26 protein-coding genes and 3 tRNA genes are annotated in these 26,193 nt (G+C 64.7%); 25 read left to right on the top strand and 4 right to left on the bottom strand.

What is annotated here, in order from left to right; all coding sequences use genetic code 11:
* Together dapB and WDA27_08580 are read left to right on the top strand one after the other, a co-directional pair.
* Positions 1 to 472, top strand: a 472-nt coding sequence (gene dapB, locus WDA27_08585; protein MFA5890990.1) for a 4-hydroxy-tetrahydrodipicolinate reductase, incomplete at its 5' end; no start/stop codon positions are given.
* Positions 473 to 656: 184 nt separating this feature from the next.
* Complete coding sequence (locus WDA27_08580) at positions 657 to 2,264, top strand: FAD-dependent thymidylate synthase (protein MFA5890989.1); 1,608 nt, start codon at positions 657 to 659, stop codon at positions 2,262 to 2,264.
* On the opposite strand, the gene WDA27_08575 is transcribed toward WDA27_08580, so the two are convergent.
* Entirely contained in the window at positions 2,261 to 2,398 is a 138-nt protein-coding gene (locus tag WDA27_08575; GenBank protein MFA5890988.1) for a hypothetical protein, read from the bottom strand. The genes WDA27_08580 and WDA27_08575 overlap by 4 nt on opposite strands.
* A 365-nt stretch (positions 2,399 to 2,763) precedes the next feature.
* Between WDA27_08575 and dapA the strand changes: the two genes are divergently transcribed.
* From dapA to hflX, 15 genes are all read left to right on the top strand, one after another.
* On the top strand, positions 2,764 to 3,639 hold the full coding sequence (dapA, locus tag WDA27_08570) for a 4-hydroxy-tetrahydrodipicolinate synthase (protein MFA5890987.1): 876 nt from the start codon (positions 2,764 to 2,766) through the stop codon (positions 3,637 to 3,639).
* Positions 3,640 to 3,670: 31 nt separating this feature from the next.
* Positions 3,671 to 5,947 (top strand): DNA translocase FtsK 4TM domain-containing protein, encoded by a 2,277-nt coding sequence (locus WDA27_08565; protein MFA5890986.1) that lies wholly within the window; start codon positions 3,671 to 3,673, stop codon positions 5,945 to 5,947.
* A gap of 83 nt (positions 5,948 to 6,030) precedes the next feature.
* Entirely contained in the window at positions 6,031 to 6,759 is a 729-nt protein-coding gene (locus tag WDA27_08560) for a RodZ domain-containing protein (GenBank protein MFA5890985.1), read from the top strand.
* Complete coding sequence (gene pgsA / locus WDA27_08555; protein ID MFA5890984.1) at positions 6,756 to 7,334, top strand: CDP-diacylglycerol--glycerol-3-phosphate 3-phosphatidyltransferase; 579 nt, start codon at positions 6,756 to 6,758, stop codon at positions 7,332 to 7,334. Before WDA27_08560 ends, pgsA begins: the two co-directional genes overlap by 4 nt.
* Positions 7,324 to 8,568, top strand: a complete 1,245-nt coding sequence (locus WDA27_08550; protein MFA5890983.1) for a competence/damage-inducible protein A — start codon at positions 7,324 to 7,326, stop codon at positions 8,566 to 8,568. The genes pgsA and WDA27_08550 overlap by 11 nt, the downstream gene beginning before the upstream one ends.
* Positions 8,569 to 8,573: 5 nt before the next feature.
* Positions 8,574 to 9,116, top strand: coding sequence for an RNA 2',3'-cyclic phosphodiesterase (thpR, locus tag WDA27_08545; protein MFA5890982.1), 543 nt, complete (start codon positions 8,574 to 8,576; stop codon positions 9,114 to 9,116).
* Between the two features lie 193 nt (positions 9,117 to 9,309).
* Positions 9,310 to 10,377 carry a recombinase RecA gene (recA, locus tag WDA27_08540; GenBank protein ID MFA5890981.1) on the top strand — a complete coding sequence of 356 codons (1,068 nt, stop codon included), beginning with the start codon at positions 9,310 to 9,312 and terminating at the stop codon, positions 10,375 to 10,377.
* Between the two features lie 13 nt (positions 10,378 to 10,390).
* Positions 10,391 to 10,954: a RecX family transcriptional regulator gene (locus tag WDA27_08535; GenBank protein ID MFA5890980.1), complete on the top strand. Its 564-nt coding sequence runs from the start codon at positions 10,391 to 10,393 to the stop codon at positions 10,952 to 10,954.
* 256 nt (positions 10,955 to 11,210) lie between these two features.
* Complete coding sequence (gene rny, locus WDA27_08530) at positions 11,211 to 12,773, top strand: ribonuclease Y (protein ID MFA5890979.1); 1,563 nt, start codon at positions 11,211 to 11,213, stop codon at positions 12,771 to 12,773.
* A gap of 230 nt (positions 12,774 to 13,003) precedes the next feature.
* Positions 13,004 to 13,318: a stage V sporulation protein S gene (locus tag WDA27_08525; protein ID MFA5890978.1), complete on the top strand. Its 315-nt coding sequence runs from the start codon at positions 13,004 to 13,006 to the stop codon at positions 13,316 to 13,318.
* 44 nt (positions 13,319 to 13,362) lie between these two features.
* Positions 13,363 to 14,676, top strand: coding sequence for a tRNA (N6-isopentenyl adenosine(37)-C2)-methylthiotransferase MiaB (gene miaB / locus WDA27_08520; GenBank protein ID MFA5890977.1), 1,314 nt, complete (start codon positions 13,363 to 13,365; stop codon positions 14,674 to 14,676).
* Complete coding sequence (gene miaA, locus WDA27_08515) at positions 14,673 to 15,587, top strand: tRNA (adenosine(37)-N6)-dimethylallyltransferase MiaA (GenBank protein MFA5890976.1); 915 nt, start codon at positions 14,673 to 14,675, stop codon at positions 15,585 to 15,587. The genes miaB and miaA overlap by 4 nt, the downstream gene beginning before the upstream one ends.
* Positions 15,584 to 16,450, top strand: coding sequence for a diaminopimelate epimerase (gene dapF, locus WDA27_08510; protein ID MFA5890975.1), 867 nt, complete (start codon positions 15,584 to 15,586; stop codon positions 16,448 to 16,450). The genes miaA and dapF overlap by 4 nt, the downstream gene beginning before the upstream one ends.
* A 4-nt stretch (positions 16,451 to 16,454) precedes the next feature.
* The gene (locus tag WDA27_08505; GenBank protein MFA5890974.1) at positions 16,455 to 17,612 is read left to right on the top strand and encodes an LL-diaminopimelate aminotransferase; all 1,158 of its coding nucleotides are present in this window, start codon (positions 16,455 to 16,457) and stop codon (positions 17,610 to 17,612) included.
* A gap of 77 nt (positions 17,613 to 17,689) precedes the next feature.
* Positions 17,690 to 18,931: a GTPase HflX gene (gene hflX, locus WDA27_08500; protein MFA5890973.1), complete on the top strand. Its 1,242-nt coding sequence runs from the start codon at positions 17,690 to 17,692 to the stop codon at positions 18,929 to 18,931.
* Here the strand turns inward: hflX and lexA are convergent.
* The gene (gene lexA / locus WDA27_08495) at positions 18,915 to 19,532 is read right to left on the bottom strand and encodes a transcriptional repressor LexA (GenBank protein MFA5890972.1); all 618 of its coding nucleotides are present in this window, start codon (positions 19,530 to 19,532) and stop codon (positions 18,915 to 18,917) included. The genes hflX and lexA overlap by 17 nt on opposite strands.
* 132 nt (positions 19,533 to 19,664) lie before the next feature.
* On the opposite strand from lexA, the gene WDA27_08490 reads away from it, so the two are divergent.
* From WDA27_08490 to WDA27_08465, 6 genes are all read left to right on the top strand, one after another.
* The gene (locus tag WDA27_08490) at positions 19,665 to 19,904 is read left to right on the top strand and encodes a LysM peptidoglycan-binding domain-containing protein (GenBank protein ID MFA5890971.1); all 240 of its coding nucleotides are present in this window, start codon (positions 19,665 to 19,667) and stop codon (positions 19,902 to 19,904) included.
* 172 nt (positions 19,905 to 20,076) lie between these two features.
* Positions 20,077 to 20,628 (top strand): transcriptional regulator NrdR, encoded by a 552-nt coding sequence (gene nrdR, locus WDA27_08485; protein ID MFA5890970.1) that lies wholly within the window; start codon positions 20,077 to 20,079, stop codon positions 20,626 to 20,628.
* Positions 20,629 to 20,648: 20 nt separating this feature from the next.
* Positions 20,649 to 23,354 carry a vitamin B12-dependent ribonucleotide reductase gene (locus WDA27_08480; protein MFA5890969.1) on the top strand — a complete coding sequence of 902 codons (2,706 nt, stop codon included), beginning with the start codon at positions 20,649 to 20,651 and terminating at the stop codon, positions 23,352 to 23,354.
* A 25-nt stretch (positions 23,355 to 23,379) separates the two neighbouring features.
* Complete coding sequence (gene dut / locus WDA27_08475; protein MFA5890968.1) at positions 23,380 to 23,805, top strand: dUTP diphosphatase; 426 nt, start codon at positions 23,380 to 23,382, stop codon at positions 23,803 to 23,805.
* 142 nt (positions 23,806 to 23,947) lie between these two features.
* Positions 23,948 to 24,019: transfer RNA gene (locus WDA27_08470), tRNA-Gly, on the top strand.
* A gap of 39 nt (positions 24,020 to 24,058) precedes the next feature.
* Positions 24,059 to 24,129 (top strand) — tRNA-Cys (locus WDA27_08465).
* Between the two features lie 459 nt (positions 24,130 to 24,588).
* Here the strand turns inward: WDA27_08465 and WDA27_08460 are convergent.
* Positions 24,589 to 24,954 carry a hypothetical protein gene (locus WDA27_08460; protein MFA5890967.1) on the bottom strand — a complete coding sequence of 122 codons (366 nt, stop codon included), beginning with the start codon at positions 24,952 to 24,954 and terminating at the stop codon, positions 24,589 to 24,591.
* Here WDA27_08460 and WDA27_08455 point away from each other — a divergent pair.
* Complete coding sequence (locus WDA27_08455; GenBank protein MFA5890966.1) at positions 24,953 to 25,753, top strand: glycosyl hydrolase; 801 nt, start codon at positions 24,953 to 24,955, stop codon at positions 25,751 to 25,753. The two genes, WDA27_08460 and WDA27_08455, sit on opposite strands and share 2 nt — an antisense overlap.
* Positions 25,754 to 25,831: 78 nt before the next feature.
* Positions 25,832 to 25,909: transfer RNA gene (locus WDA27_08450), tRNA-Val, on the top strand.
* Here WDA27_08450 and WDA27_08445 read toward each other — a convergent pair.
* Positions 25,880 to 26,152: a hypothetical protein gene (locus WDA27_08445; GenBank protein ID MFA5890965.1), complete on the bottom strand. Its 273-nt coding sequence runs from the start codon at positions 26,150 to 26,152 to the stop codon at positions 25,880 to 25,882. The two genes, WDA27_08450 and WDA27_08445, sit on opposite strands and share 30 nt — an antisense overlap.
* Positions 26,153 to 26,193 lie beyond the last annotated feature (41 nt).

Below are 26,193 nucleotides of genomic sequence, written 5' to 3'. Positions count from 1 at the left end.
GATCGAGGAGGAGGGCAGTGAATCCAACGTGTTCGTTGCTCCAAATTTCGCGATCGGCGCCGTGCTGATGATGCAGTTTGCCGCGCGCGCCTCTCGGTTCCTTCCCAGCATCGAGATCATTGAGATGCACCACGACCGAAAGGCGGATGCGCCTTCGGGGACCGCGCTGCGCACCGCGCAGGAGATCGCCGCCGCGCGCGGTCCGGCCCCGGTGCCGCCGGTGCGTTCTTCGGAGAACGTCCCGGGCGCGCGCGGCGGGTCGGTCGAAGGAATCCCGATCCACAGCGTTCGCCTGCCGGGGCTGGTGGCGCATCAGGAAGTCATTTGCGGCGGTCCCGGTCAGTCGCTGACGATTCGTCACGACAGCTACGACCGGGCGGGGTTCATGCCCGGCGTGTTGCTGGCGGTCAAGAACATCCGGCGGTACCCGGGCCTGACGATCGGGCTCGAGAACCTGCTGAACCTCGACTGATCAACCTACGGTTTCGCGCTCAGGACCGTCAGCGCGACGGGGAAAGCTACCGGGACCAAAGTCATGGACGGGTTCGACCAGGGCTGAAGACGGCCGTCCGTGATTTCGTGCAGGAAACCCCAGCGGACCGTGATCGCGTCGTAACCGCGGTCGCCTCCGGGTCGCGGGTGATAGCATCCCGCGCGTGACGCATCCCTACGTAGTCGAGGAGTTCACCGACGCCGAGCGGGACGTACTGCTGCGGTATTTCACCAACGTAGAGCACCCGGTCTTTGCGTTGCGAAACCTGCCGGAGCAGGTCAAGGGTGCGCTCTTCGCACGCTACTCCCGGACCGGGAAGTCCTTGCGTCGCCTCTTTCTGGACGAGTTCTACAGCGGTGAGGAGTTCGCCGAAACGAGCGCGGCCGGAGCCGCGGCGGCCACAGCGCTGTACGACCGTGTGTTCATCGAGTTCGGAGACGACTCGGTGGCGCAGTTGGGCGGCGCGCACATTGCCGTGGAGCAGGGGTCGAACATTTTGACCAAGGCGCTGGAGTGGGGGCGCCTTGCCGCGTACCTGGAGCAGTCCACTCGTTACGTCCCTTACGACGACATGCCCGGCGGCCGCTTCCGCTACTACCGTGAACCGGACATCATGGCGTCGCCGCACGCCGCTGCATACGAGGCTTCGATGGACGCGGTTTTCGCCGCCTATCGCGACGCGCTTCCGGCGGCCATCGCAGGGTACGGCGCGCGGTTCCCCAAGGGCGACGGGGATGCCGAGGGCGTGTGGCGCAGCACGATTCGCGCGAAGGCGCTCGACGCTTTGCGCGGGATGCTGCCGGCCGCGACGGTGTCCAACACCGGAATCTATGCGAGCGGCCATTCGTTCGAGTCCATGCTGCTGAGAATGCGCGCGTCGGACTTGGCCGAAGTTCGTTCCGTTGCGGACATGATGCTGGTGGAGTTGAACGAAGTCATTCCGACGTTCGTGGCGCGAGTTGACCGGCCCGATCGCGGCGGCGCCGCGACGGAGTACATTCGCCGTACGCGCGCCGGGATCTCATCGGTCGCCGCAGAGGTCCTGGCGGGCGAGCGCCCCGAACCGAGACCCTTCGTTTCGCTTGTGGACTGGGATCCGGACGGCGAGGAGAAGTTGGTGGCCGCGTGCTTATACGCGGTGAGCGACCTGCCGGATGATCGTCTGCGCCGGATCGCCGCGCGCATGACGGTCCAGGAGCGAATGCGTGTCCTGGCCGCGTATGTGGGCGAGCGCGGCAATCGTCGACACAAGCCGGGCCGCGCGTTCGAACGGGTTTCGTATCGCTTTGATGCCTGTGCCGACTATGGGGCATTTCGAGACTTGCAGCGTCATCGAATGCTCACTATCGAGTGGCAGGATCTCACCCCGCGCCACGGGTACTCAATGAGCGCCGACGTTGCGGATTTCGGTCTTGCCGATCAATTCGTGGGCGCGATGGATCGGTCGGCGCAACTGTGGGAACGGCTTTCCCCCGAGTTTCCGAAGCAATCGCAGTACGCGGTGTGCATGGCGTATCGGATTCGGTTCTGCATGCAGCTCAACGCGCGCGCGGCAATGCACTTGATCGAACTTCGGTCGTCACCGCAGGGTCATGCGTCGTACCGCGCGGTGGCACACGAAATGCACAGGCAGATTGCAGAAGTTGCGGGCCACCGATCGGTGGCGGAATTCATGCAGTTCGTGGATCACTCATCAGTGGATCTCGAGCGGCTCGACGCAGAGCGCCGCGCCGAGCATAGGCGGCAAGATGCGCGCCGTAGCCAAGCCTAGTCCTGGACGGGCTCAACGACCGGGCCGGGGCAAACCCACATGACTTCTTCGGTGGAACCAAGCCTTGCTTCGACGACCTCGATCGCTCTCGCGACCTCGGGGGTCGGCTCCTCAACCAGAACCCAGGTGACCATGTTCATCTCCTCCTCGCCGCCAACGATTCGTTATCGGCGGCGGACTTCCCTGCCGGTCGGATCGCCTTTCTGCTCCCACCTTGCCAAGTTCTTCGCCTCAAAGCGGCAATATGGTGTGAGCGACGGTTCGATCACCGTGGACAACGAGGTTTTCGGCATCTGGAAACGGTCTCTGACGTCGCCGTCGCAACTATCCAGAAGGCAATGTTCTCGCAGGTCATGGGAGGTTTAGAGTTGCTGTGTCCCGGACTGCGGAGCGACCGATTCGCTACGGTTTTTGACGTTGTGCCCCACACGTTGTTCCCATATCGGTCACGTGCCGGAACGAGTTTTAGAGAGCAGTATCAGAGCGACGGGAGGAAGACATGTTCGGCCGTGTGATTACCGCTATGGCGACTCCGTTTACGACCGAGGGGAGCCTCGACTTCGACCGAGCCGTCGCCCTCGCTCGCCACCTTGTTGACAACGGGTCCGATGGGATCGTGGTGTCGGGCTCGACCGGGGAATCGCCGACGCTGTCGTTTGAAGAGAAGCGCGATCTGCTTGCGGCTGTCGTGTCGGAGGTCGGCGATCGGGCGAACGTCATCGCGGGGACGGGCACCTACGACACGCGCGAGACCATCCGCCTTTCGCAATCCGCGGCCGAACAAGGTGCGGCGGGACTGCTGGTTGTGACGCCGTACTATTCGCGACCTCCGCAGTCCGGGTTGATAGCCCACTTCACGGCCGTAGCGAACTCGACCGACCTTCCCGTGATCCTTTACGACATTCCGGCGCGTACCGGCCGCAAGATCGAGCACGCGACGTTGCTTGCTCTTGCGGAGGTCCCAAGCATCGTTGGGGTGAAGGATGCGGCGGGGGATATTGCGGGAACTGCCCGTCTTGCCGCCGAGAAGCCCTCGGAGTTCGTGATCTGGTCCGGCGACGATGCGCTGACGTTGCCGATGCTGTCGGTGGGGGCGCAGGGCGTCATCAGCGTTGCCGCGCACATTGCGGGCTTGCGGATCCGGGCGATGATCGCTGCGTTCGAGAAGGGCGATGTTGGGAAAGCCGCGGAGGTTCAGCGAGACCTGACGCCGCTGTTCGATGTGCTCTTCATCACCAGCAACCCGATTCCACTGAAGGCAGCGCTCAACATGATGGGTCTCTCCGTTGGAGATCCGCGCCTGCCGCTGGTGCCGGCCACAGAGCAGGAACGTTCGAGGATACGCGGTGTCCTGCAGTCAATGGGGGTACTCTAGAGCCCACACAAACCCGCACCGGGGAGCGAATATGGCGGCACGGAAGCGGGGGCGTACGTCTGGGGACGTAAAGGAAACGCGACGAGCACGTGCGGCGGAAGCAGTGCGTGGCGCGCTTGGACCGCAACTCGGCGACGCATACGGAATCGGTCTTGCGACGCTGGCCGTGGTCTGCGTGTTGGGCATCTGGTTCGACGCGGCGGGACCGGTCGGCCGGTTTCTGGAGCTTGCATTCCGCGGGTTCTTGGGAGTCGGCGGACTGCTGACCCCACTTCTGTTCGGGTACTTGGCCTACGCGATGTTCGTCACCCGTCCGGGCCCGGACCGGCCGAGGATCGCGATCGGGCTTGGGATCACGATGGCGGGAATGCTGTCGCTGTGGCATCTGGGGAGCGGCACCCCCGACGTGACTTCGGGAGCCGCAGCCTTGAGATCGTCCGGCGGGGTGCTCGGCGCGCTGCTTTCAGGACCGCTGCGCGGACTGCTGTCTTCGTACGGCGCGGCGGTCGTGTTGTGTGCGCTGACGGCGCTCGGAGTGCTCGTACTGACGAAGACTCCGGTTCGGCGTGCGATGGAGATGGCCGCCGGCGTCGCCGCGGTTGCGCGCGCGCGCGCCGTCGAAGCGATGGCGAACCTGCGCGCGCGCGCGGCGGAAGAACGCGAGGATGCCTCGCGGCTCGCATTGGTCGAGCCCGAGGAGATCGTTGAGGCTCTACCCGAGCCCGAGGAGTCTTTTGACGAGACGAATTCGGTAGATGATCCACGCGTCGTCATTGCGCTCGAGCCTGCTCCGCCGGCGTTGGAGCCTGAGCCGGAGTCGGGGCCGCCGCGTCAACTGGAGTTGGTGTCGCGCGGCGCAACGCGTGCCTACCGTCTGCCGCCGCTGGACTTGTTGCGTTCCGGTGGTGGACGCAACGGCGTCGCGAAAGCGTCCACGGACACGATTCGCGCACTGGAGGCGACGCTGCGCGATTTCGGCGTGGATGCCGCAGTGGCTCGCGTGACGCGCGGTCCGACGGTCACTAGATTCGAAGTCGAGCTTGGTCAAGGTGTGAAGGTCAACCGGATGATGTCGCTGGAGAAGGACATCGCCTACGCGTTGGCCACGCCGGAGGTGCGCATGCTCGCGCCGATTCCGGGCCGATCGGCCATCGGGATTGAGGTCCCGAACAAGGAGCGCGAACTGGTGACGCTGGGCGACATCTTGCGCGCGCGCGCCAAGGACGATACGCACCCGATGTCGGTCGGACTCGGGAAGGACATCTCGGGCGAGTCGTCGATGATGAACCTCACCCAGATGCCGCACCTGTTGATCGCCGGAGCGACGGGTGCCGGGAAATCGACGTGCATCAACGCGATCGTTACGAGCGTGCTGATGCGAGCCCGGCCGGACCAACTGCGGTTGATGCTTATCGATCCCAAGCGCGTGGAGTTGTCTCACTACAACAACGTTCCGCACTTGCTGGCTCCGGTGATCACCCATCCGAAGCGCGCGGCGGATGCGCTGGCGTGGGTAGTCAAGGAGATGGAGAACCGTTACGAGGCGCTCGCGCAAAACGGCGTGCGCCAGATCGACTCTTACAACGAGGCCGTACGTGACGGACGCGTGAAGCTGTCCGGGCTTCCGGTGACCGAGCAACTGCCCTATATCTTGGTCGTGGTCGACGAGCTTGCCGATCTGATGATGATTGCTCCGCGCGACGTCGAGGACGCTATCTGTCGGATCGCGCAGATGGCGCGCGCGGTCGGTATCCACCTCGTCGTAGCGACGCAGCGGCCGAGCGTCGATGTAGTGACGGGTTTGATCAAGGCGAACATCCCCAGTCGCATCGCGTTCGCAACGGCGTCGCAGGCCGACTCGCGCGTCATCCTCGACCAAGGTGGCGCCGACAAGCTGATTGGGTTCGGGGACATGTTGTTCCTTCCGGCGGCCATGGGGAAGCCCCTGCGTATTCAAGGGGCTTACGTCACCGAGGCGGAGATCGAGTCGATCGTTCAGTTCGTCAAACGTCAGGCGGCCCCGGAGTTCGTCGACGGGATCGCGGTCGTGGTGCAAGGTGGGGGATCCATCGACGCCGAAGTCGGCAGTGACGACGACTTGCTCGAGCAAGCGATGGACTTAGTCGTGCGCAGTGGGCTCGGGTCGACGTCGATGTTGCAGCGCAAGTTGAAGGTCGGATTCGCGCGCGCCGGACGTCTGATGGATTTGCTCGAGGATCGTGGTGTGGTCGGTCCGTCGCTTGGCTCGAAGGCGCGCGAGGTCTTGATCACGCCGGACGAGTTGGACGAGATGCGCGCGCGCCTGTGATCCGGTCTCGTTCTGGTCGAGGATTCGTCTCGCGCCTATACTGGCGCGGATCGCAGGCACAACGTCGGTAGGGGGAACGAAGCGTGTCTCAAGCGGTGCCCCCTGGAATCGGTTCGAGACTTCGGAAGGCGCGAATCGAGCGAGCCCTGTCCATTGAGGAGACGGCTTGGCGTACGCGCATCCGCCCCGATCTGCTTCGCGCACTCGAGGACGAGGACTTCGCGGAGATCGGTCATCGCGCGTTCGTGCGGAGCCACCTGGCATCGTACGCGCGCTTCCTGGGTCTCGATCCCAAAGAGGTAATGGGGGAGTTCGAGCGGACTTGGGGCGGGGAGCCATCGTCCATCGAGGAGCTTGATCGACAGGCGCGCGACGCCCGAAAGCCGCCGCGCGCGCGCTGGCTGGTGGCTTCGGCGTTATCGGGAGCCTTGCTGATCGCCGCCGCCGTGGTCGGCTTGCTCGGAGGCCAGGACGAGCGGCCGATCGCAGACCCGTCGAGTGTATCGTCCGTGCCCGCATCGGCGAGCCCGACTCCATCCGTTGTCACGGTCGAGAACGCCCGGGTCGAACTCGTCGTTGAGGCGCTTGCCGACACAAGCCTCACGGTGCGGGCCGACGACGAGGAGGTCTTCGAGGGGATACTTGCGTCCGGCGCGCGCCGGACGTTTCGCGCGCTAGCCGTGGTCGAGGTTGCGGCGGCGAACGCAGGGACCGTTCGTGTGACATTGAACGGTGAAGAACTCGGAACGCTCGGTGAGCCCGGAACAGTCACGCTGGCACGTTTCGGGCCCGAAGGTCGGATCGACAGTTGATTGGGGGAATCGAACCACGCGCGCCGGGGTCGCGTCCGCGCATCCACTGGCCGGCGGTGCTCACGGTTGTGCGCGTTGTCCTTGTCGTGCCGGTCGTAGCGCTGACGCTCGAGCGCACAGAAGCGGCGTCGTGGATCGCGTTCTTCGCTTTTTGTGTGGCGGCGCTCACCGACGGACTCGACGGCTTCGCGGCTCGCAAGATGCAGTTGGTTTCGGCTGCCGGGCAACTGTGGGATCCGATTGCCGACAAGATCCTCGTGCTTGCGTCGATGGGCGCGCTGGTGATCGTCGGGCGCTTTCCGGCGTGGGCGGCGGCGGTGATCGTGGCGCGCGAAGCAGCTGTGACGGTTCTGCGTTTCGCCGCGGATCGCCGCGGTCGCGGATTCCCCGCCAGCATCGCGGGGAAGGCGAAGACCGCCACGCAGGTCGTGGCCGTGCCGCTGTACATCTTGCCGGCCGGGACCGTGCCGGGATGGCTCGAGGTGTCGGTGCTGTCCGTCGCGGTGGCGCTCACCGTGATCTCCGGCGCCCAGTACCTTCTCCGCGCGCCGGGCCTGCTTCGCGATGCGCGCTGAGGTCGTCGCGGTCGGCACCGAGTTACTGCTCGGCGACATCATCAACACCAACGCAGCGATGATTGCGCGCGCCTTGGCCGACGCCGGCGTGGACTGTCGCCGGCAGGTTGTCGTGGGAGACAATCCCGAGCGCATCGCCGCTGCGATCACCGAGGGGTTGGACCGAGCCGACGCAGTCATCCTGACCGGAGGGCTGGGTCCGACGCAGGATGACGTGACGCGAGAGGCAATCGCTACCGCGCTGGGTCGACCGCTGCGCCGCAGCTCCGAGATCGAGCAGAGTTTGCGGGAGCAATTCGGGAGCCTTGGACGCCCGATGCCGGAGATGAACGTGCGCCAGGCTGACGTTCCCGAGGGCGCGCGCGTGATCGACCGCACCTTCGGGACCGCCCCGGGGCTGATCGTCGAACACGAGGGGCGTGTCGTCTACGCGATTCCCGGCGTGCCGTCCGAGATGCGCGACATGCTGGCGCGCGCGGTCATTCCGGATCTCCTGGCGCGCGCCGGGGGAGATGTTGTCATCCGCTCACGAATCGTGCGGGTCGCCGGAGTCGGAGAGAGTTCGGTCGCCACTTCGCTCGCACCAATCTGGGATTCCCTCGGCGATGGCGTGACGATGGCCTTTCTGGCCGCCGGCGGCGAAGTGCGAGTGCGCCTGACGGCGAAGGCGCAAAGCGAAGGCGATGTGGATGAGAGGTTGGGCGCGGCGGAGTCGGCGGTTCGAGAGACACTCGGGCGCGCGGTGGTTGGGTCCGGCGACGTCACGCTGGAGTCGGTTGTTGCGGAGATGCTCCTGGCGCGCGGCTGGACGCTGGGATGCGCGGAATCGGTGACCGGCGGCCTGCTCAGCAGTCGCCTGGTTTCTGTACCGGGGGCGTCACGGTGGTTTTGCGGGGCCGTGGTTGCGTACGGCTCGGAGGTGAAGGAAGCGGTGCTGGGCGTCGCGAACCCGGTGCTGGCCGAGAACGGACCGGTGAGTGCGCCGGTAGCGCTGGCTATGGCCGAGGGCGCGCGCGCGCGGCTGGCGTGCGACGTGGCGGTCGCGGTCACCGGGGTTGCCGGTCCCCAGGAGCAGGGTCGGCCGGTCGGGACCGTGGTGATCGCCGTTGTGGGTCCGGCGGGAAGCATCGTGCGGGAGATCAGGGTGCCCGGTGATCGTTCGATGATCCGGACGCTTGCGACGACCGCGGCCCTGAACCTGGTTCGTCTCTCCCTGCTGGAGGAGGAGTCGTAGCCCGGCTGTTTGTTGCGGTGGAATTGCCGTCCGACGTGAAGGACGAGCTATGGCGCGCGCGGGCCGGGCTCGAGGATCTCGCGCCGGAGGCACGCTGGGTGCCGCGCGACAATCTTCACCTGACCCTTTCTTTCTTGGGCTCGGTGGAGGACTCCGAGGTGGCCGTGGTGTCGCGCGCGGTTGCGGATGCCGTTGAGTCGATGGAGGACTTCCCGGTCTCTCTCGATCGACTCGGCGCGTTCCCGTCGGAGCGGCGCGCGCGAGTCCTGTGGGCGGGTTTGTCGGACCAGGCCGGCGGATTGCGGTCGCTGGCCGAGTCTGTGATTGGAAACCTCCAAGCATTTGCCTCGGGCGAGTCCAAGCCGTTCCGCCCCCACGTCACCCTCGGGCGCTTGTCCAGGCCGCAGGCCGTCGACCTGTCGGGGCATCGAGTGGCCCCCTTGGGGTTCATCGTGAATCGCGTGGTGCTGTTTGAGAGTCGCCTGGGGGGCGGTGCGCCTCGCTACGGGACTCTGGCCACCTTCCCGTTCGTTCCGTCGTCGCGTTAGGCCGCCTCGTGACGAGTGGGGACCCTTTCCCGGTCTTCCCGGACGTGACGCGGCCGATCTGTAGGCGTAGGTTTTCGATAGTGGTTGACCCCGAACATCTGTTCGAGTAGGTTGCCGGTCGATCGGTGTGTGACAGGGATGTAATTCTGTCCGGGCCGGAACCTATACTCGAGGACGTCGGGGGGCTTGGGCAATGCAAGAGCGTCGAGGGAAGAAGACAGAAGGGAGCGCGTCGGTGGATCGCGAGAAGGCTTTGGAGATTGCCCTTTCCCAGATCGAGAAGAACTTCGGCAAGGGCTCGATTATGCGAATGGGCGAGCACGAGCATCAGCACGTGAGCGCGATTCCGACGGGCTCGCTCGCATTGGATCTCGCCCTGGGCATCGGCGGGATCCCCCGCGGCAGGGTCGTAGAGGTATTCGGGGCCGAGTCCAGCGGGAAGACGACGCTGGCAATGCACGTCATGGCGGAAGCGCAGCGCGCCGGAGGCATCGCCGCGTTCGTGGATGCCGAGCACGCGTTCGACCCGACATACGCGGCCAATCTGGGTCTGAATCTCGACGAGCTGCTTATCTCTCAGCCCGACACGGGAGAGCAGGCATTGGAGATTACGGACACGCTCGTGCGCTCAGGGGCGATCGACGTGATCGTCATTGACTCGGTTGCGGCACTAGTCCCTCGCGCGGAGATCGAAGGCGATATGGGGGACTCGCACGTCGGCCTGCAGGCTCGGTTGATGTCACAGGCCCTACGCAAGTTGACCGGCAACATGAGCAAGTCCCGCACCACTGTGATCTTCATCAACCAGCTTCGCGAGAAGATCGGGGTTATGTTCGGAAGCCCGGAAACCACGCCGGGAGGACGAGCCTTGAAGTTCTATGCGTCGGTTCGCATCGACATCCGCCGGATCGAGAACTTGAAGGACGGCCAGGAAATGGTCGGGAGCAGGGTCCGGGCCAAGATCGTCAAGAACAAGGTTGCACCGCCGTTCAAGGTTGCCGAGTTCGACATCATGTGGGGCAAGGGCGTCTCTCGGGAAGGCTCGTTGCTGGATGTCGGAGTCGAGCAGGGCTTCATCAAGAAGTCCGGTGCTTGGTTTACCTACGAGGGTCAGCAGATCGGACAAGGACGGGAGAACGCCCGTCAGTTCTTGATCGAGAATCCCGACATGTCTCTGGACATCGAGAAGCGGATCCGCGACGGGCTCGGCCTGGTGCCGGCCGAAGTGACCGACGAGGTCGAAGCCGACGTCGTGGAGTAGGGGCTTCGGGGCGATGGGCCGGAGGCCTTCGGGCAGCGACGGAGCCGGGCGACCGGCTCCGTCGGCCATGTCCCAGTCCCATCCAGAGCAGATCGTGGCGGCGCGTGAGTCGGCCCTGCGGCTACTGGCGGTGCGTGAGCGCTCGGCGGCCGAGCTGCGCGCGCGATTGCGCACGCGGGGGTTTGATCCGGCCGTGGTGGAAGAGACGTTGGAGCGGGTAGCGTCGGCAGGGCTGCAGAGCGATGTCCGATTTGCGGAGCGGTTCGCACAGGACGTCGGAGGCGCGCGCGGTTGGTCGTCGCGTCGTACCAGGTCCGAGCTTTTGGGGCGTGGCCTGAGTCGCGAGTTGGCTGAGGCCGCCACTGAAGCGCAGGATCCTGAGGACGAGCGTGAGCGCGCGCGCGCGGTGGCGTTGCGTCAGGCGCGCAAGATGGCCGGCCTCGCGTCACAGGCGCGAATCCGGCGCCTTGCGGGACTGCTCGCGCGGCGAGGGTACGACGCTGATGTCTGTCGCAGCGTGGCGTTGGAAGTCGCCGCGGAGACGGCTTCCGACGTGGAGGAGGAGGGGATTCCTTGACCGCCAATTCGGCGGGGCCGTACGATCTCCCTGCTCGACCGATCGTGGTCAACTTGCCCAGAGGCTTTTTGAGACCGTAGGGGTAGAACGCGCGATGGAGGAATTGCGAAGGGATCCCGGGCCCTAGGGTCTGGTTTCTGTTTCGCAACCGGCGCGCGGTCCGTTGCCACTTCGCCGAGCATGCTCGGCTTTTCTTTGTTTGCGGCTCGGCAAGCGTGGCTTCGCGCTTGCCGAGGGGAGAAGGAGTGGAACGACCATGTTGTTCGCCATCGGCCTCCTGCTTGGCTTGTTGATCGGGGGCGCCGTCGGGTACGTCGTTCGACAGCGCCAGGCAAAGGCGGCGCTCGGCTCTGCCGAGGCCAGAGCTGAAGAGTTACTTGGGGAAGCCGAGCGCGAGGCGGGAACGCGCGCGCGGGAGCTTCTTCTTGAGGCTCAGAACAAGATCCTGGGCTTGAGGCAAGAGGCGGAAGAGGAGCTGAGGTCTCGTCGCTCCGACACGGACCGGCGGGAGAGCCGAATCTCTCAGCGAGAGGAACAGCTCGAGCGACGCGAGGAGCACATCGCCGAGCGCGAAGAGCAAGGCGCCCAGGCCGCCAAGGCGGCAGAGGTCCGTGAGCGGGAGTTGGCCGGAGAGCGCGGGGCCCTTGAGCGGGAGCGCGCTGAGGTCGAGCGAGCCTTGCAGCGAGTTGCCGGGATGTCGAGCGCCGATGCCAAGGCTGCGCTGATGAAGCGCTTGGAGGACGACGCCAAACGGGAGTCGATGACGCTTGTGCGCAACATCGAGACCAAGGCTCGCGAGGAAGCTGAGGAACGCGCCCGGCGGATCGTGACGGTGGCCATCCAGCGGGTCGCGAGCGACGCGACGACGGAGTCGAGTGTGTCGGTCCTGCCCATCCCGAACGAGGAAATGAAAGGGCGGATCATCGGCAGGGAAGGCCGCAACATTCGAACCTTCGAGGCGGCTACCGGCGTGAACATCATCATCGACGACACGCCCGACGCGGTGCTGTTGTCCTGTTTTGACCCCGTACGTCGTGAAATCGGCCGCTTGACGTTGGAGAAGCTGGTGTCGGACGGGCGGATTCACCCTGCGAGAATCGAGGAGATGGCCGAGCGGTCCCGCTCCGAAGTAGAGGATCAGATCCGGCGAGCCGGGGAGGAAGCGGTTCTCGACGTTGGAGTGACCGACATGCATCCCGAGTTGATTCGAGTACTTGGGCGCCTGCAGTACCGGACCTCGTACGGTCAGAATGTCTTGAAGCATCTTGTGGAGACGGCGCACATCGCCGGCATGATCGGCGCCGAACTCGGAATGAGCCGTGACGAGATCCGTCTGCTGAAGCGGTGCGGCCTCTTGCACGACATCGGCAAGGCGGTGACGCACGAGGTCGAGGGGTCGCACGCGCTGATCGGGGCCGAACTCGCCCGTCGGCTCAAGGAACCGGCGGAAGTAGTTCACGCCGTCGAGTCGCATCACGGAGAGGTAGAACAGCGCACGCTGTATGCCGTCCTGGCGCAGACCGCGGATCATATCTCCGGTGGCCGGCCGGGCGCGCGCAGGGAAACACTGGAAGTCTACGTGAAGCGTCTTGAGAAGCTCGAGGAGATTGCGACGTCCTACCCGGGGGTCGAGAAGACGTTCGCCATGCAAGCGGGACGAGAAGTACGCGTCATCGTCAAACCCCTGGAGGTGGACGACGTGACGTGCCAAGTTTTGGCACGGGACATCGCCAAGCGCATTGAGGCGGAGTTGCAGTACCCCGGCCAGATCAAGATCACCGTGGTCCGCGAGACCCGGGCCAGCGAGTTCGCAAAGTGACCGAACGTCCGGAATTCTGGGCGACGTCATTGGCGGGAATTGTGTGGCATTGACTAAGCACTCTGATCCGGGGATGTGAGCGCCGAAAGCCACGCGCCACAGCTCGATCCAGGCCTTTCCATTGCGACGCTGCTGTTGGCAGGATCCTAAAGTGGGGTTATCCTACGATTTAGGGGGACCGCCCGATCGTGCACGAGATGCCGTGAAGGCATCGCGGGTGGTGTGGGTACATGGATATTCTGAAGGTGTCGGCGAAATCAAGTCCCAACGCTGTCGCCGGAGCAATCGCCGGCATTCTGCGGGAAGGTCGCCCGGTGTGCATCCAGGTCATCGGTGCGGGGGCCCTTAACCAAGCGGTTAAGGCTGTCGCCATTGCTCGGTCGTTCACCGAAGAGGACGGGCTTTCGCCAATCTGCGTACCCGCATTTCACGACGTAGACATCGATGGCGAGAGTCGAACCGCCATACGCCTGACGATCTCGGACCACTCCTGGGGGTTGGTCGTCGGGTCGCGGACGTCGCTCGAAGACCCTCTTCCGGCCTAGCGGGTACGCGACCCGGCCGGGTCGCAGCCGGGTACGATTGGCGTGTGCCCAAGACCTACTTCGTTCGCACCTTCGGGTGCCAGATGAACGAGCATGACTCCGAGCGAATCGCCGGAGTTCTCGAGTTGCACGGGTATTTGCGCGCGGATTCGGCTGCGGATGCGGACCTGGTTGTGTTCAACACTTGCGCTGTCCGCGAGAACGCCGATAACCGGTTGTACGGGGCTCTTGGGCAGGTGAAGGCCCTCAAGGACCGACGACCCGATGTGCGCGTGGCCGTCGGCGGCTGCCAGGCCCAAAAGGACAAGACGCTGCTGCTCGAGAAGGCGCCTTGGGTTGACGTGGCGTTCGGGACGTTCGCGCTTGCGGATCTTCCACGCTTGCTTGCAGAGCGTGAGGGTTCCGGCGTGTCAGCGTTCGAGTTTCGGGAGCAAACCGAAACGTACGCGTCCGCCCTGCCGGCCCGGCGCGCTCAACCGTTTCACGCCTGGGTGTCGGTGAGCGTCGGCTGCGACAACTCCTGCAGTTTCTGCATTGTGCCGTCGGTGCGCGGCCGGCAGGTGTCGCGCCCGATGGAGGAAGTTCTGGAGGAGCTTCACCGCCTGGCGGATGCAGGTGTCGCGGAGGTGACGTTGCTCGGTCAGAACGTCAACACGTATGGTCGCGACATCGCCGGCCGGACGCTGTTCGCCGACTTGCTTCGTGCGACGGGATCGGTGGCCGGTTTGCGCCGGGTTCGTTTCGCGAGCCCGCATCCAAATGACTTCACCGACGACGTCGTGGACGCGATGGCATCGTCGCCTGTGGTGTGTGAGCACATTCACTTCCCGCTGCAATCGGGATCGAACGCCGTCCTGCGCGCGATGCGGCGCTCATATCGCGCCGAGATCTTCCTGCGGTGGCTTGAGCGGATTCGCGTCGCGATTCCGGGAATCGCAGTCTCCACCGATGTCATCGTAGGCTTTCCTGGGGAGTCCGACGAGGACTTTGAGCAGACGATGCGAGTTGTCGAGGCTGCTCGGTTCGATTCGGCGTATACGTTTCAGTACTCGCCTCGCCCGGGCACGATGGCGGCGGCGATGGAGCCGGCCGTCGCAGCCGAGGTCGTCGCCGAGCGTTTCGCACGGTTGGTCCGGACGCAGGAGCGAATCTCGTTCGAGCGCAACCAGGAAGCGGTCGGTCGCGAGGTTGAAGTGCTGGTTGAGGGCCTCTCCAGGAAAGACGCTGAGAGGTTGACCGCACGCTCGCGCACGAACAAGATCGTGCACATTGCCGCCGACGGCCCCGTCGCGGGCGAGTTTGTGACGACGCGTATTGTCGGCGCACATCCGCATCACCTCGACGGCGTGAAGACGTGACCCAACTTCTCGCGCTGGTTGGTCCCACCGCTTCGGGTAAGACGCACATCGCGACGGGGATCGCTGCGGCGCTGGGCGCCGAGGTCGTGTGTGCCGATTCGATGACGGTCTATCGCGAGATGGACGTGGGCACGGCGAAACCGGATCGAGAAGCGCGCGCGCGCGTCCGGCATCATCTGCTGGACATCGCCGATCCCGCTCAGGCATTCAGCGTCGCGGAGTTCCAACGGCAGGCACGCGGAGTTCTGGCCGACTTGCAGGTTCGGGGCCGGCGCGCGCTCGTGGTTGGGGGGTCGGGTCTGTACTTCCGAGCCGTTGTCGACGATCTGTCGTTTCCGCCGACCGATCCGGCTGTGCGCGAGCGCCTCGAAGCGGAGTCGCTCGAGGTGCTCGCTTCGCGCCTGGCGGTCGAGGATCCTGCCGCGGCCGGATTCGTGGACGCGGCCAATCGACGGCGGGTGGTGCGCGCGCTGGAGGTAATCGAGCTGACCGGCCGTCGCTTCTCCGATTTCCGGGGCGAATGGAGCCGTTTTCGCCCGATCCCCGTCGCCGGGCTTCATGTCGAGGCCGACGTCCTGGATGTGCGCATACGTGCGCGGCTGCGCGCGATGCTGTCCCAGGGGTTCTTGGAGGAAGTTCGAGGCCTGGTGGCACGCGGATACCGGGGGTCTCTCACGGCTTCCCGGGCGGTTGCATATCCGCAAGCCCTAGCGCATCTTGACGGAGTGACGTCGGCGGACGAATTCGTCGAAGACGTCGTGCGAGCGACCAAGCGCCTGGCTCGCCGCCAGAATTCTTGGTTTCGACGTGATCCCCGGATCAGGTGGTTCGATGCGGTCGATCTCGAGCACGCGTCTGGGGAAGTCAGGGCATACTACGAGCGGGAAATGCAGGGGGAGAACGGCGCATGAAGTTCGTGAAGTCGCACGGAGCCGGAAACGATTTCGTGCTGATCGAGGACTTGTCGGACGAACGGCCGCTGAATGCGGCGTTCATCGCCGGCGTGTGCGATCGCCACTTCGGAGTAGGGGCCGACGGTCTCATCCGCATCACGCACACAGACGGTGCCGATTTCTTTATGGACTACTACAACGCCGACGGGCGTCCGGCCGAGATGTGCGGCAACGGAATCCGCTGCCTCGCGAAGTACGTCGCCGACCGAGCGATGGTGGATCGAGATGAGTTCAGCGTCGCGACGCGCGGTGGAGTCAAGCACCTGACGGTGTTTCGCGATGAGACACACTCAGTGCGACGCGTGCGCGTGGACATGGGGCCGCCGATTCTGGCGCGCGCACAGATCCCGATGACCGGAGAAGGGGACCCCCTGCACGAGCCGATCGAGGTGGCGGGCACCGCGCTCGACGCAGCGTGCGTGTCGATGGGGAACCCGCATTGCATTGTGTTCGTCGATGACCTGAGTGCCGTTGCGTTCGATGTGCTCGGACCGGCGATCGAACACATGGATGCGTTCCCCGCGCGGACCAACGTGGAGTTCGCCGAGGTAGTGAACTCGGGCGAAGTCCGGGTGCGCGTTTGGGAGCGCGGCGTCGGCGAGACCCTTGCTTGCGGCACCGGGGCGTGCGCGACTGCGGTGGCCTCGTGCCTGCGGGGCAAGACGAGCAGAGATGTGCTGGTGCACCTTCGCGGCGGCACGCTCGCGATTGAGTGGTCCGGGGATGACCACGTCTACATGACCGGTCCCGCCGAAGAGGTGTTCGAGGGATCGCTGCACTCGCGGCTGATGAGCGCGCTCATTGAATCGACGAAGGGATGAACGAGTGAGACTTGCAGGAAGGATTGAGACCCTCCCGCCGTATCTGTTTGCCGAGATCGATCGCAAGATCTCGGAAAAGCGCGCGGCCGGAGTGGACGTGATCAGCCTGGGAGTAGGTGACCCGGACACGCCGACGCCGCCGCACATCGTGGCGGCCATGCAGGAGGCGGTCACCGACCCGAGCACGCACCAGTACCCGAGTTACTACGGCATGCCCGAGTTCCGGCGCGCGGTCGCTGCGTGGTACGCCCGCCGTTTTGGTGTTTCCCTCGATCCGGATACCGAGATTCAGCCGCTGATTGGGAGCAAGGAGGGAATTGCTCATCTGGCCCTGGCGGTGATCGATCCCGGCGATGTCGCGCTTGTGCCCGACCCGGCTTACCCGGTGTACGAGATCGGCACGTTGCTGGCGGGGGGATCAGCGGTGTCGTTTCCGCTGAGAGCGGAGAACGACTTCATCCCGGACTGGGACACGATCGCCGTTCCTTCCTCGGCCAAGATCTTGTGGCTGAACTACCCCGGGAACCCGACGGCCGCGGTTGCTACGCACGCCGACTTGGCGCGCGCCGTGGACTTCGCGCGCGCGCACGGATTGCTCCTGGCATACGACAACGCGTATTCGGAGATCACCTTCGATGGGTTTCGCGCACCTTCGATTCTCGAGATCCCCGGGGCGAAAGACGTCGCTATCGAGTTCCACTCCTTGTCTAAGACCTACAACATGACGGGCTGGCGAATCGGCATGGCCGTCGGCAGCCCGATCGCAGTCGAGGCGCTTGGGCGAGTCAAGACCAACATCGACTCCGGGATCTTCAACGCCGTCCAGCGCGCGGGGATTGCGGCGCTCCAGGGGCCGCAGGAGTTCCTCGAGGACCTGCGCGCGCTCTACCAGCGTCGCCGCGATCTGGTTATGAAGGCGTTCGGAGATGCGGGGTGGGATGTTCGGCCGCCGCGGGGGTCGGTGTTCGTCTGGCTTCCCGTCCCGGACGGGCACAATTCCGCGTCATTCGCGACATTGCTTCTTGAGAAGGCGGGGGTCGTTGTCCCTCCCGGCCGCGGTTATGGCGCCTCAGGCGAGGGGTACATCCGAGTATCGCTCACCGTGCCCGACGAGCGACTAGAGGAGGGATTGGAACGGATACGGACGGCACTCGCCCGGTAGGCAAGCTCAGGGCATCCGAGCGGCGACGCATCACCGAGCTGCCTCCGGAACTCCAGGAACTTCAACTTGAGCGCGCGGTGCTGGTCGGTCTGTCGATCGGCGTCGGAGGTCGAGCGGAGGAGTCGCTCGCGGAGTTGGCCCGGCTAGCCGAGACCGCCGGGGCGGCGATCGTCGGGACGCTGGTGCAGCGCCGAGACCGACCGGATTCCGCGACGTTCCTCGGCAAAGGGAAGGCGGGGGAGGTGCGCGACACGGTCCGCGGGCAAGGCGCAGACACGGTCATCGTGGACGAAGAGCTGTCCCCCGGACAACTGCGAAACCTCGAAGAGATCTGCGGCTGCAAGGTGATCGACCGAACTGCCCTGATCCTCGACATCTTTGCGCAGCACGCCCATTCGTCCGAAGGCAAGCTGCAAGTTGAGCTTGCGCAATTGCAGTACTTGCTGCCGCGATTGCGCGGCTGGGGCGAATCCATGTCGCGGCTCGGCGGCGGGATCGGTACGCGCGGGCCCGGCGAGACCAAGATCGAAGTCGATCGTCGCCGCATTAAGACGCGCATCACGAAGGTGAAGAAGGACCTCAAGACCGTCGCCCGAGTGCGGGAGGTGAAGCGGGCTGAGCGGGAGCGCAGCCGGATCCCCTCGGTCGCCCTGGTTGGGTATACGAACGCGGGCAAGTCGACGATCCTAAACGCGCTCACGGACGCCGGCGTGCTCGTGCAAGACCAGTTGTTCTCGACGCTGGATCCGACGACGCGTCGACTGCACTTGCCCGACGGCAGGACGATCACGCTGACCGATACCGTCGGGTTCGTGCGCAAGTTGCCCCACGCCCTGGTGGAGGCTTTTCGATCCACGCTGGAGGAAACCGTCCGTGCCGACTTGATCGTCCACGTCGTGGACGGATCCGCCGAGGTGCCGGAGCATCAGTACGCCTCCGTGCGCGAGGTGCTCGGTGAAATCGGTTCTGCGGCAGTCCCCGAGTTGCTCGTCGTGAACAAGATCGACTTGTTGGACGCGGCTGGACGAAGCATGCTCGGTCGGGTCTTCCGGAATGCCGTGTTGGTCTCAGCGGCAACGGGCGAGGGGACGGCCGAACTGCTTGCGGCTCTCGTCGCCCGAGTGCCGGTCCCGGAGATCGACGTGGACTTGTTGATCCCCTACGAGCGTGGGGACCTGCTGTCGGCCTTGCACTCCTCAGGAGCGGTGCTATCGCAGGAGCATCGCGGTGATGGGACCTTGGTGCGCGCGCGCCTCCGGCCGGACGAGGCCGGCAAGCTCGAGGGCTTTCGTGCGCCGGAGGTTACAGGCGGCGCATGACGCTGACGACTTTGCCCAAGATGCGCACGTCGTCGGCGACGATGGGGGCGTAGGCGGGGTTCTCTGCCTCCAGGCGAACCGATCCGTCGGCGCGTCGTAACCGTTTGACCGTCGCTTCCTCGCCGTCGATCAACGCGGCGACGATCTCGCCGTCTTCGGCGACCGGCTGTTCGCGCACGATGACCAGGTCGCCTTCGAGGATGCCGGCGTTGATCATCGAATCGCCTTTGACCCGCAAGGCAAACAGGGTTCCGGACCCAACGAGGTCCTCGGGCAGCGGCAGGGTTTCCTCCAGGTTCTCCGCGGCGAGCAGAGGGGCTCCCGCCGCGATCCGCCCAAGAACCGGAACATCGTGCATGGCACGTCGCGTAACAGGAATGCCGTCCTCGTCCTTGCGCACGACCAGCGCGCGCGGGCGCGTCGGGTCTTTTCGAAGATAGCCGCGCTCGACGAGCGTGGAGATCTGGGCGTGGACGCTGGACGGGGATTGCAGGCCGACGGCGTCGCCGATCTCACGAACGGTGGGTGGATACCCGCGCTCCCTGTGGGTCGTCATGATGAAATCCACAATTGCGCGCTGGCGCTTGGTCAGGTCCCGCACCGGACACCTCCTCGAAACGTCGACCTGGGCGAAACTACCACGCGAGGTTCGGGAAATCAAACATGTGTTCGATCTTGACAGACGAACAGACGTTCGGTAACGTCCCGAACGGGTGTTCGTATGAGACGACTGATGATAGTTCTAGCCACCGCCGCGATGCTGGTGTTACCCGGCGCGCGGGTTGTGGGCGCGCGCCAGGTGCATGCGCCGGCTGAGGCGACCTACGTGGTCCGCCCCGGGGACACGCTATGGGGTATCGCGTCTAGAATCCCGGGGGATCGACGTCGCGCCGTCTATGAGATTCGGCGGGCGAACCGACTGACCGGCGGGACCCTTCGTCCCGGGCAAGTCCTGAAGATCCCGGCTCGCTGAGCAGGGGTGCCGCTGACTTAGCCGGGAATGCCCTCCGACTCCTTGAAACGCGGTGCGGCGAGTGGTATGTTCCGCGCACCACAAGATGTTGTGGTGTCGCCGATGCTCAGCCCAGGATATTGGGTGTCGGAGGCGTGGAGACCGGGGAGCCGCAGGCTCGCCAGAGGGTGCGATGCGCTGTCCGTACTGCAAGAGCCTCGAAGACCGAGTGATTGACTCGCGCCTGGCCGAGGACGGGGCAGCGATCCGGAGACGCAGGGAGTGCGGGGAGTGCGGCAGACGCTTTACCACGTTTGAGCGAGCTGAGCCCTCAGGGCTTCAGGTCGTCAAGCGATCGGGCGAGCGTGTGCCGTTTTCCCGCGACAAGATCATCTCCGGCATCCAGAAGGCGTGCGTGAACCGCCCGGTGGGCGAGCAGGACATCGACCGCGTGGCAGACGAGATCGAAGATGTCGTCCGAGCGAGCGGAAGTCCATTTGTCGCATCGCAGGAGATCGGTCTGGCTGTGCTCGACCGGATCCGCGAACTGGATGAGGTGGCGTACGTTCGTTTTGCGTCTGTGTACCGAGACTTCCAGGAACTGACCGATTTCGAACGCGAGGTCGGCCAGATGCTCCAGAAGAGGACTCCACCGAAGGCAGGACAGGCCGAGGCCGGGTCGGAGGATGCACGCAGAGCGGCGGTCACGTCACGAAGCAACGGAGAACCCGAGGAGGAAGCGTAGTGGCGAAGACGGAGCGGGACATGACGACGGGGACAACCGGGCTAACGGTGCAGCGCCATTTCACTAAGGCAGGCGCGCATCCCTACGACGATGTTTTGTGGGAGACCCGTGACGCCGTCATCCCCAACTACAAGGATGGCGGCAACGCCTTCGAGCAGCGCGACGTGGAGTTCCCGGTGTCGTGGTCCCAGAACGCAACGAACATCGTTGCCCAGAAGTATTTCCGCGGACCTCTGGGGACACCGCAACGTGAGCGCTCCGTTCGTCAGTTGATCGATCGCGTCGTCGACACGATCGCATCGTGGGGATGGAAGGACGGCTACTTCGCCGACGATGAGTCGCGTCAAGCGTGGACCGATGAACTCAAGCACATCCTGGTCACGCAGAAGGCGTCGTTCAACTCGCCGGTGTGGTTCAACGTCGGGTCGGAGAGGGACCCGCAGTGCTCGGCGTGTTTCATTCTGGCCGTCGACGACACGATGAGTTCGATCCTTAATTGGTACGTCGAGGAAGGCACGATTTTCAAGGGTGGCTCCGGATCGGGAGTTAACCTGTCGACGATTCGCTCCTCGAAGGAGCGCCTTTCGTCGGGCGGCGAGGCGAGTGGGCCGGTGTCGTTCATGCGCGGCGCCGACGCGTCGGCAGGCACGATCAAGAGCGGCGGGAAGACGCGTCGGGCCGCCAAGATGGTCGTGCTCAACATCGATCATCCCGATGTGATCGATTTCATCTGGTGCAAGGCGCGCGAGGAGCAGAAGGCGCGCGTGTTGCGCGACGGCGGGTTCGACATGGACCTCGACGGCCGCGACGCCTATTCGATTCAGTATCAGAACGCGAACAACTCCGTTCGCCTCACCGACGACTTCATGATGGCCTACGTCGAGGATCGCGACTGGGCGCTACGTGCAGTCGCGACGGGAGAAGCGGTAGAGGTACTGCGCGCCCGGGACCTGATGCGACAACTCGCGCAGGCTGCGTGGGAGTGCGCGGATCCCGGAGTGCAGTACGACACGACGATCAACGCCTGGCACACCTCTCCGAACACCGGAAGGATCAACGCGTCGAACCCGTGCTCGGAGTACATGCACCTGGACAACTCTGCGTGCAACCTGGCGTCGCTGAACCTGATGAAGTTCGTCGACGAGGACATGAACTTCGATATCCAGGCGTTTCGCCAAGCGATCGATGTTGTGTTTCTGGCCCAGGAGATCATCGTCGGGAACTCCTCGTACCCGACGCTGCGGATTGAGCAGAACGCTAAGAACTTCCGCGAGTTGGGGATCGGGTTCGCGAATCTTGGCGCGCTGCTGATGGCGCGCGGGCTGCCCTACGACTCGGACGGCGGGCGTGCCTGGGCTGCTGCGATCACGGCGCTGATGACGGGCTGGGCGTATCGGGATTCGGCGAGGTTCGCAGAGAAGATGAGTCCGCACGCCGGGTTTGCCGTGAACCGGGAGCCGATGCTCGGCGTCATCCGCAAACACCGAGCGGCCGTCGATGCGATCGATCCCGAGTTGGTCCCCGAAGAGCTTGTGCAGGCCGCACGGTCGGCGTGGGATGAGGCGATTGCTCTCGGCGAGGAGTTCGGATATCGCAACGCTCAGACGTCGGTGCTTGCTCCAACGGGAACGATCGGCCTGATGATGGACTGCGACACGACCGGGATCGAGCCCGATCTTGCCTTGGTAAAGACGAAGAAGTTGGTCGGCGGTGGGACGATGAAGATCGTCAACCAAACGGTTCCGCGCGCGCTGCGTCGTCTGGGCTACGACAAAGAGCAGGTAGGCAAGATCGTGGCGCACATTGCCGAGCACAACACGGTTGACGGCGCTCCGGCCGTGCGTCCCGAGCATGTTGCGGTCTTCGATTGCGCAATGGGGGACAGGCCGATCCACTATTTCGGTCATGTCAAGATGATGGCCGCCGTGCAGCCGTTCATTTCCGGCGCGATCTCCAAGACCGTCAACATGCCCGAGCACGCAACCGTCGACGAGGTCGAGGAGTTGCTGACGGAAAGCTGGCGCCTAGGGCTGAAGGCGCTGGCCCTTTACCGCGACAACTGCAAGGTTGCCCAGCCGCTGTCGGCGGACAAGAAGAAGGTCGAGAAGGCACCGGATCCCGCGGTGATTGCGACCGGTAAGCCGCAGCGACACCGTCTTCCGAAGAGCCGTCCGTCGCGCACGATCTCCTTCAGGGTCGCCGATGCAGAGGGCTACATCACGGCCGGTTGCTATCCGGACGACGGCTTGGGAGAGATCTTCCTGAAGGTGTCCAAGCAGGGTTCCACCTTGGCCGGGGTCATGGATGCGCTGGCGATCGCCGTTTCGATCGGGCTGCAGTACGGGGTTCCGCTGGAGGCGTACACGGCCAAGCTGATGAACATGCGGTTCGAACCGAGCGGAATGACAGACGACGCCGACGTTCGTTTCGCATCCAGCATTGTGGACTACGTGTTCCGGCGGCTCGCGATCGACTTCCTCGATCCGGATTCGCGCGCGCGCCTCGGGATTCAAACGACCGACGAGCGCAGAGAGGCCGTAGGAGCGTCATACGCGGCGCCGCTGCCGGCTGAGCCCGCGTCGAACGGAAGCCTGGGGATTGCGGAGGCCGCTGAGGCCATCCGGCTCGACGCTGCGCCGCTTTGTTACAACTGCGGCATGAAGATGCGGCCGGCAGGTTCGTGTTACGTATGCGAATCCTGCGGTTCTACGAGTGGCTGTTCCTGATTCCGAGGTGCAGCGCGTGACCGAGATGCTCGTTCAGCGGCTTGATCCGGAGTTACCTCTGCCCTGCTACGCGAAGCCGGGAGATGCCGGTCTGGACTTGTGCGCAGCCGAGGGGGTCACTCTGAAGCCTGGAGAGCGCGCGTCGGTTCCGACGGGGATCGCGGTGGCGATCCCTGAGGGGTTTGCGGGGTTCGTGTTGCCGCGCTCGGGCCTGGCGGCCCGGCATGGGCTGTCGTTGGTGAACGCGCCGGGCTTGATCGACGCCGGTTACCGCGGTGAGATCCGGGTTCTGCTGATCAACTTGGACCCGGAGGCGCCGTGTGAGATTCGGCGCGGGGAACGCGTTGCGCAAATGGTGATCCAGCCCGTCGAGAGCGTCCGAGTGCGTGAAGTGACCGAACTCCCCGACAGTGCGCGAGGAGCCGCAGGATTCGGCTCGACCGGCCGCTAGATCGTCGGCCCTACGCGGCGCGCGCTAGCTTGCGCCCGCGCGGGAATCCGTTTGAAGTTCTTCCTCTCACGCCGACCGGAGCCTGCTCCATGGGCCGGGTGTTGAAGGTGGACCGCGCGGATGAGTACAATCGCGGGACTACGCGGACGTGGCTCAGTGGTAGAGCACGACCTTGCCAAGGTCGGGGTCGCGGGTTCGAATCCCGTCGTCCGCTCGAGAGCCGGAACGGAATCCCGGTCCGGTTCTTTTTTGTGGCGGTGTGGCCGAGTGGCTAGGCAAGGGACTGCAAATCCCTCCACCCCGGTTCAATTCCGGGCGCCGCCTCTCTGTGCGCGTTCTTGGCGCGCGCGTTTTCGGGACAAAGCTTCTGTTCGGCGGGCCTCTTCAGATGCTCTCCTGATAAGGCCGCGTGGAGCGGCGGTCTCACACTGAGCATCCCTGCCCCGGCTTTGTGGTCGCGTTTATCCACGCGTCTTCGCTGTGCGAGTTGCCGGCTCTGGCCGGCCTGAACTCGGTTCTGTTTCCGGGACGTGGCTGGGCTCCTTTTGGGGGCCCCTATTGGTGTTCGCCCGAAGAACGCTCCGACGAATTGCAGAACGTTTTGCCTGAGGCTGCGTTGTTTCGGGAGGGCGGGAAATGCCGAATGCGCCGTCGTGCATTTAGTGCCCGATTCAAAAGCCCGTAGTCACAAGTCGATAGACCGAACTGAGTAGTCACATCGTCGGACTCAGCCGGATGTCATGGATCGCTGGTTCGGCACTGAACGCACTTTCTCAGCGGGGGTTATTGGATGTCGCGCACGCGTGTTCGCCACTGGCTCGCCTCGGCGTTGGTTGTAGCGCTGCTTGGATCCGTTGTGGTTGCGGTGTCCGGGTCAAGCCTTGAGGCGAGGACTCGGTACGCCGGCAGCGGTAAGCGCGTGAGGCCCAAGTCAAGTCCGACTCCGACGGCCTCTCCGACCCCGACGCCGACCCTGACGGCTTCAGCGACCCCAACCCCGACGGCTTCTCCGACCCCGACGGCTTCAGCGACCCCAACCCCGACCCCAACGACGTCGCCCTCGGGAGTTCCGCTTGTGCCTTCGACAGGCGCGCTGTTCGGTGCGTATGTCGATCCAGACAATCGGTGGGTAGACAATCGCGCTGCCATGGACGAAGTGACGGCGTTCGAGTCGATGATCGGCCGCAAGATCGCGATCAACCAGCACTATTACGGCTTCAGCCAAACGTTCCCGAGTGGTTTGGAGCAATGGGACATCGCGAACGGTCGCATTCCGCTGGTGTCGTGGATGGGAACATCGCTGACGGCCATAGCCGGCGGCAGCTACGACGGGACAATCACGGCGCGCGCCGATGCCCTAAAGGCGCTTGGAGCCCCGGTGTTCCTCCGGTTCGCCTGGGAGATGAACGGCGACTGGTACGCGTGGGATGGGTCGCACAACAACGACTCAGGCACCTACAACGGGCCGGCAAAGTACATCGCCGCGTGGCGCCGCGTTCACGACATCTTCGCGGCGCGGGGGGCGACGAACGTCGTCTGGGTGTGGGCTCCCAACCACGAGAGCGTTCCGAACGTTTCGTGGAACAACTGGCGCAACTACTACCCCGGGGACGCCTACGTCGATTGGGTCGGAATTGACGGCTACAACTGGGGCACTACGCGGAGTTGGTCTTCCTGGAAGTCCTTCCCCACGCTCTTCTCGGATGTGTACCGGGACTACGCGCCATCAAAGCCGATCATGATCAGCGAGATCGGTTCTGTGGAGCAGGGCGGCGACAAGGGCGCCTGGATCTCCGCAGCGAGTTCTTCTATCAAGACTTCGTTCCCGGCGATCAAGGCCTTCCTGTGGTTCGACGTGCTGAAGGAAGCCGACTGGCGCGCGGATTCCTCGGCTGGGTCGTTGTCGGCGTACGAGGCCATGGGCCGGGACTCCTACTTCAATCCTTGACGGCGGCGGCCGGGCGCGAGGAAGGACCTCGCGCACCTGGTATCATCGGCCGGTGCCCGGCACCGCCGAGGCGCACTGGGGCGCGTAGCTCAGCTTGGTTAGAGCGCTTGCTCGACACGCAAGAGGTCACAGGTTCAAGTCCTGTCGCGCCCACCAGAAGTTCGTTCCGGAGTCGATCGCGGCGTGCGTGTGACGAGCCGCGCGGGTGGCCGCTTCTCCGGGAATCACATAGCGTGGGCCATGACGGGCTCTGTCGTCCGATCCGTCATGAAAGGTGGCGCGCTCCGTGAGATTCTCGGTTCTGTCGGCGGCGTGCTGCACCCTTGTCTTGTCGACGTTGGTCGTGCCGGCTGCGGAGGCGTCATCGCGCCGATCGATAGCGCCGTCCGTTCGCATCACGCGCGCCCCCGACCGACCGCCTCAGCGCTTCGACCGCCCTC

Source organism: Actinomycetota bacterium (assembly GCA_041658565.1).
Lineage (GTDB): Bacteria > Actinomycetota > AC-67 > AC-67 > AC-67 > JBAZZY01.
This window is presented reverse-complemented; position numbering and strand designations above follow the sequence as displayed.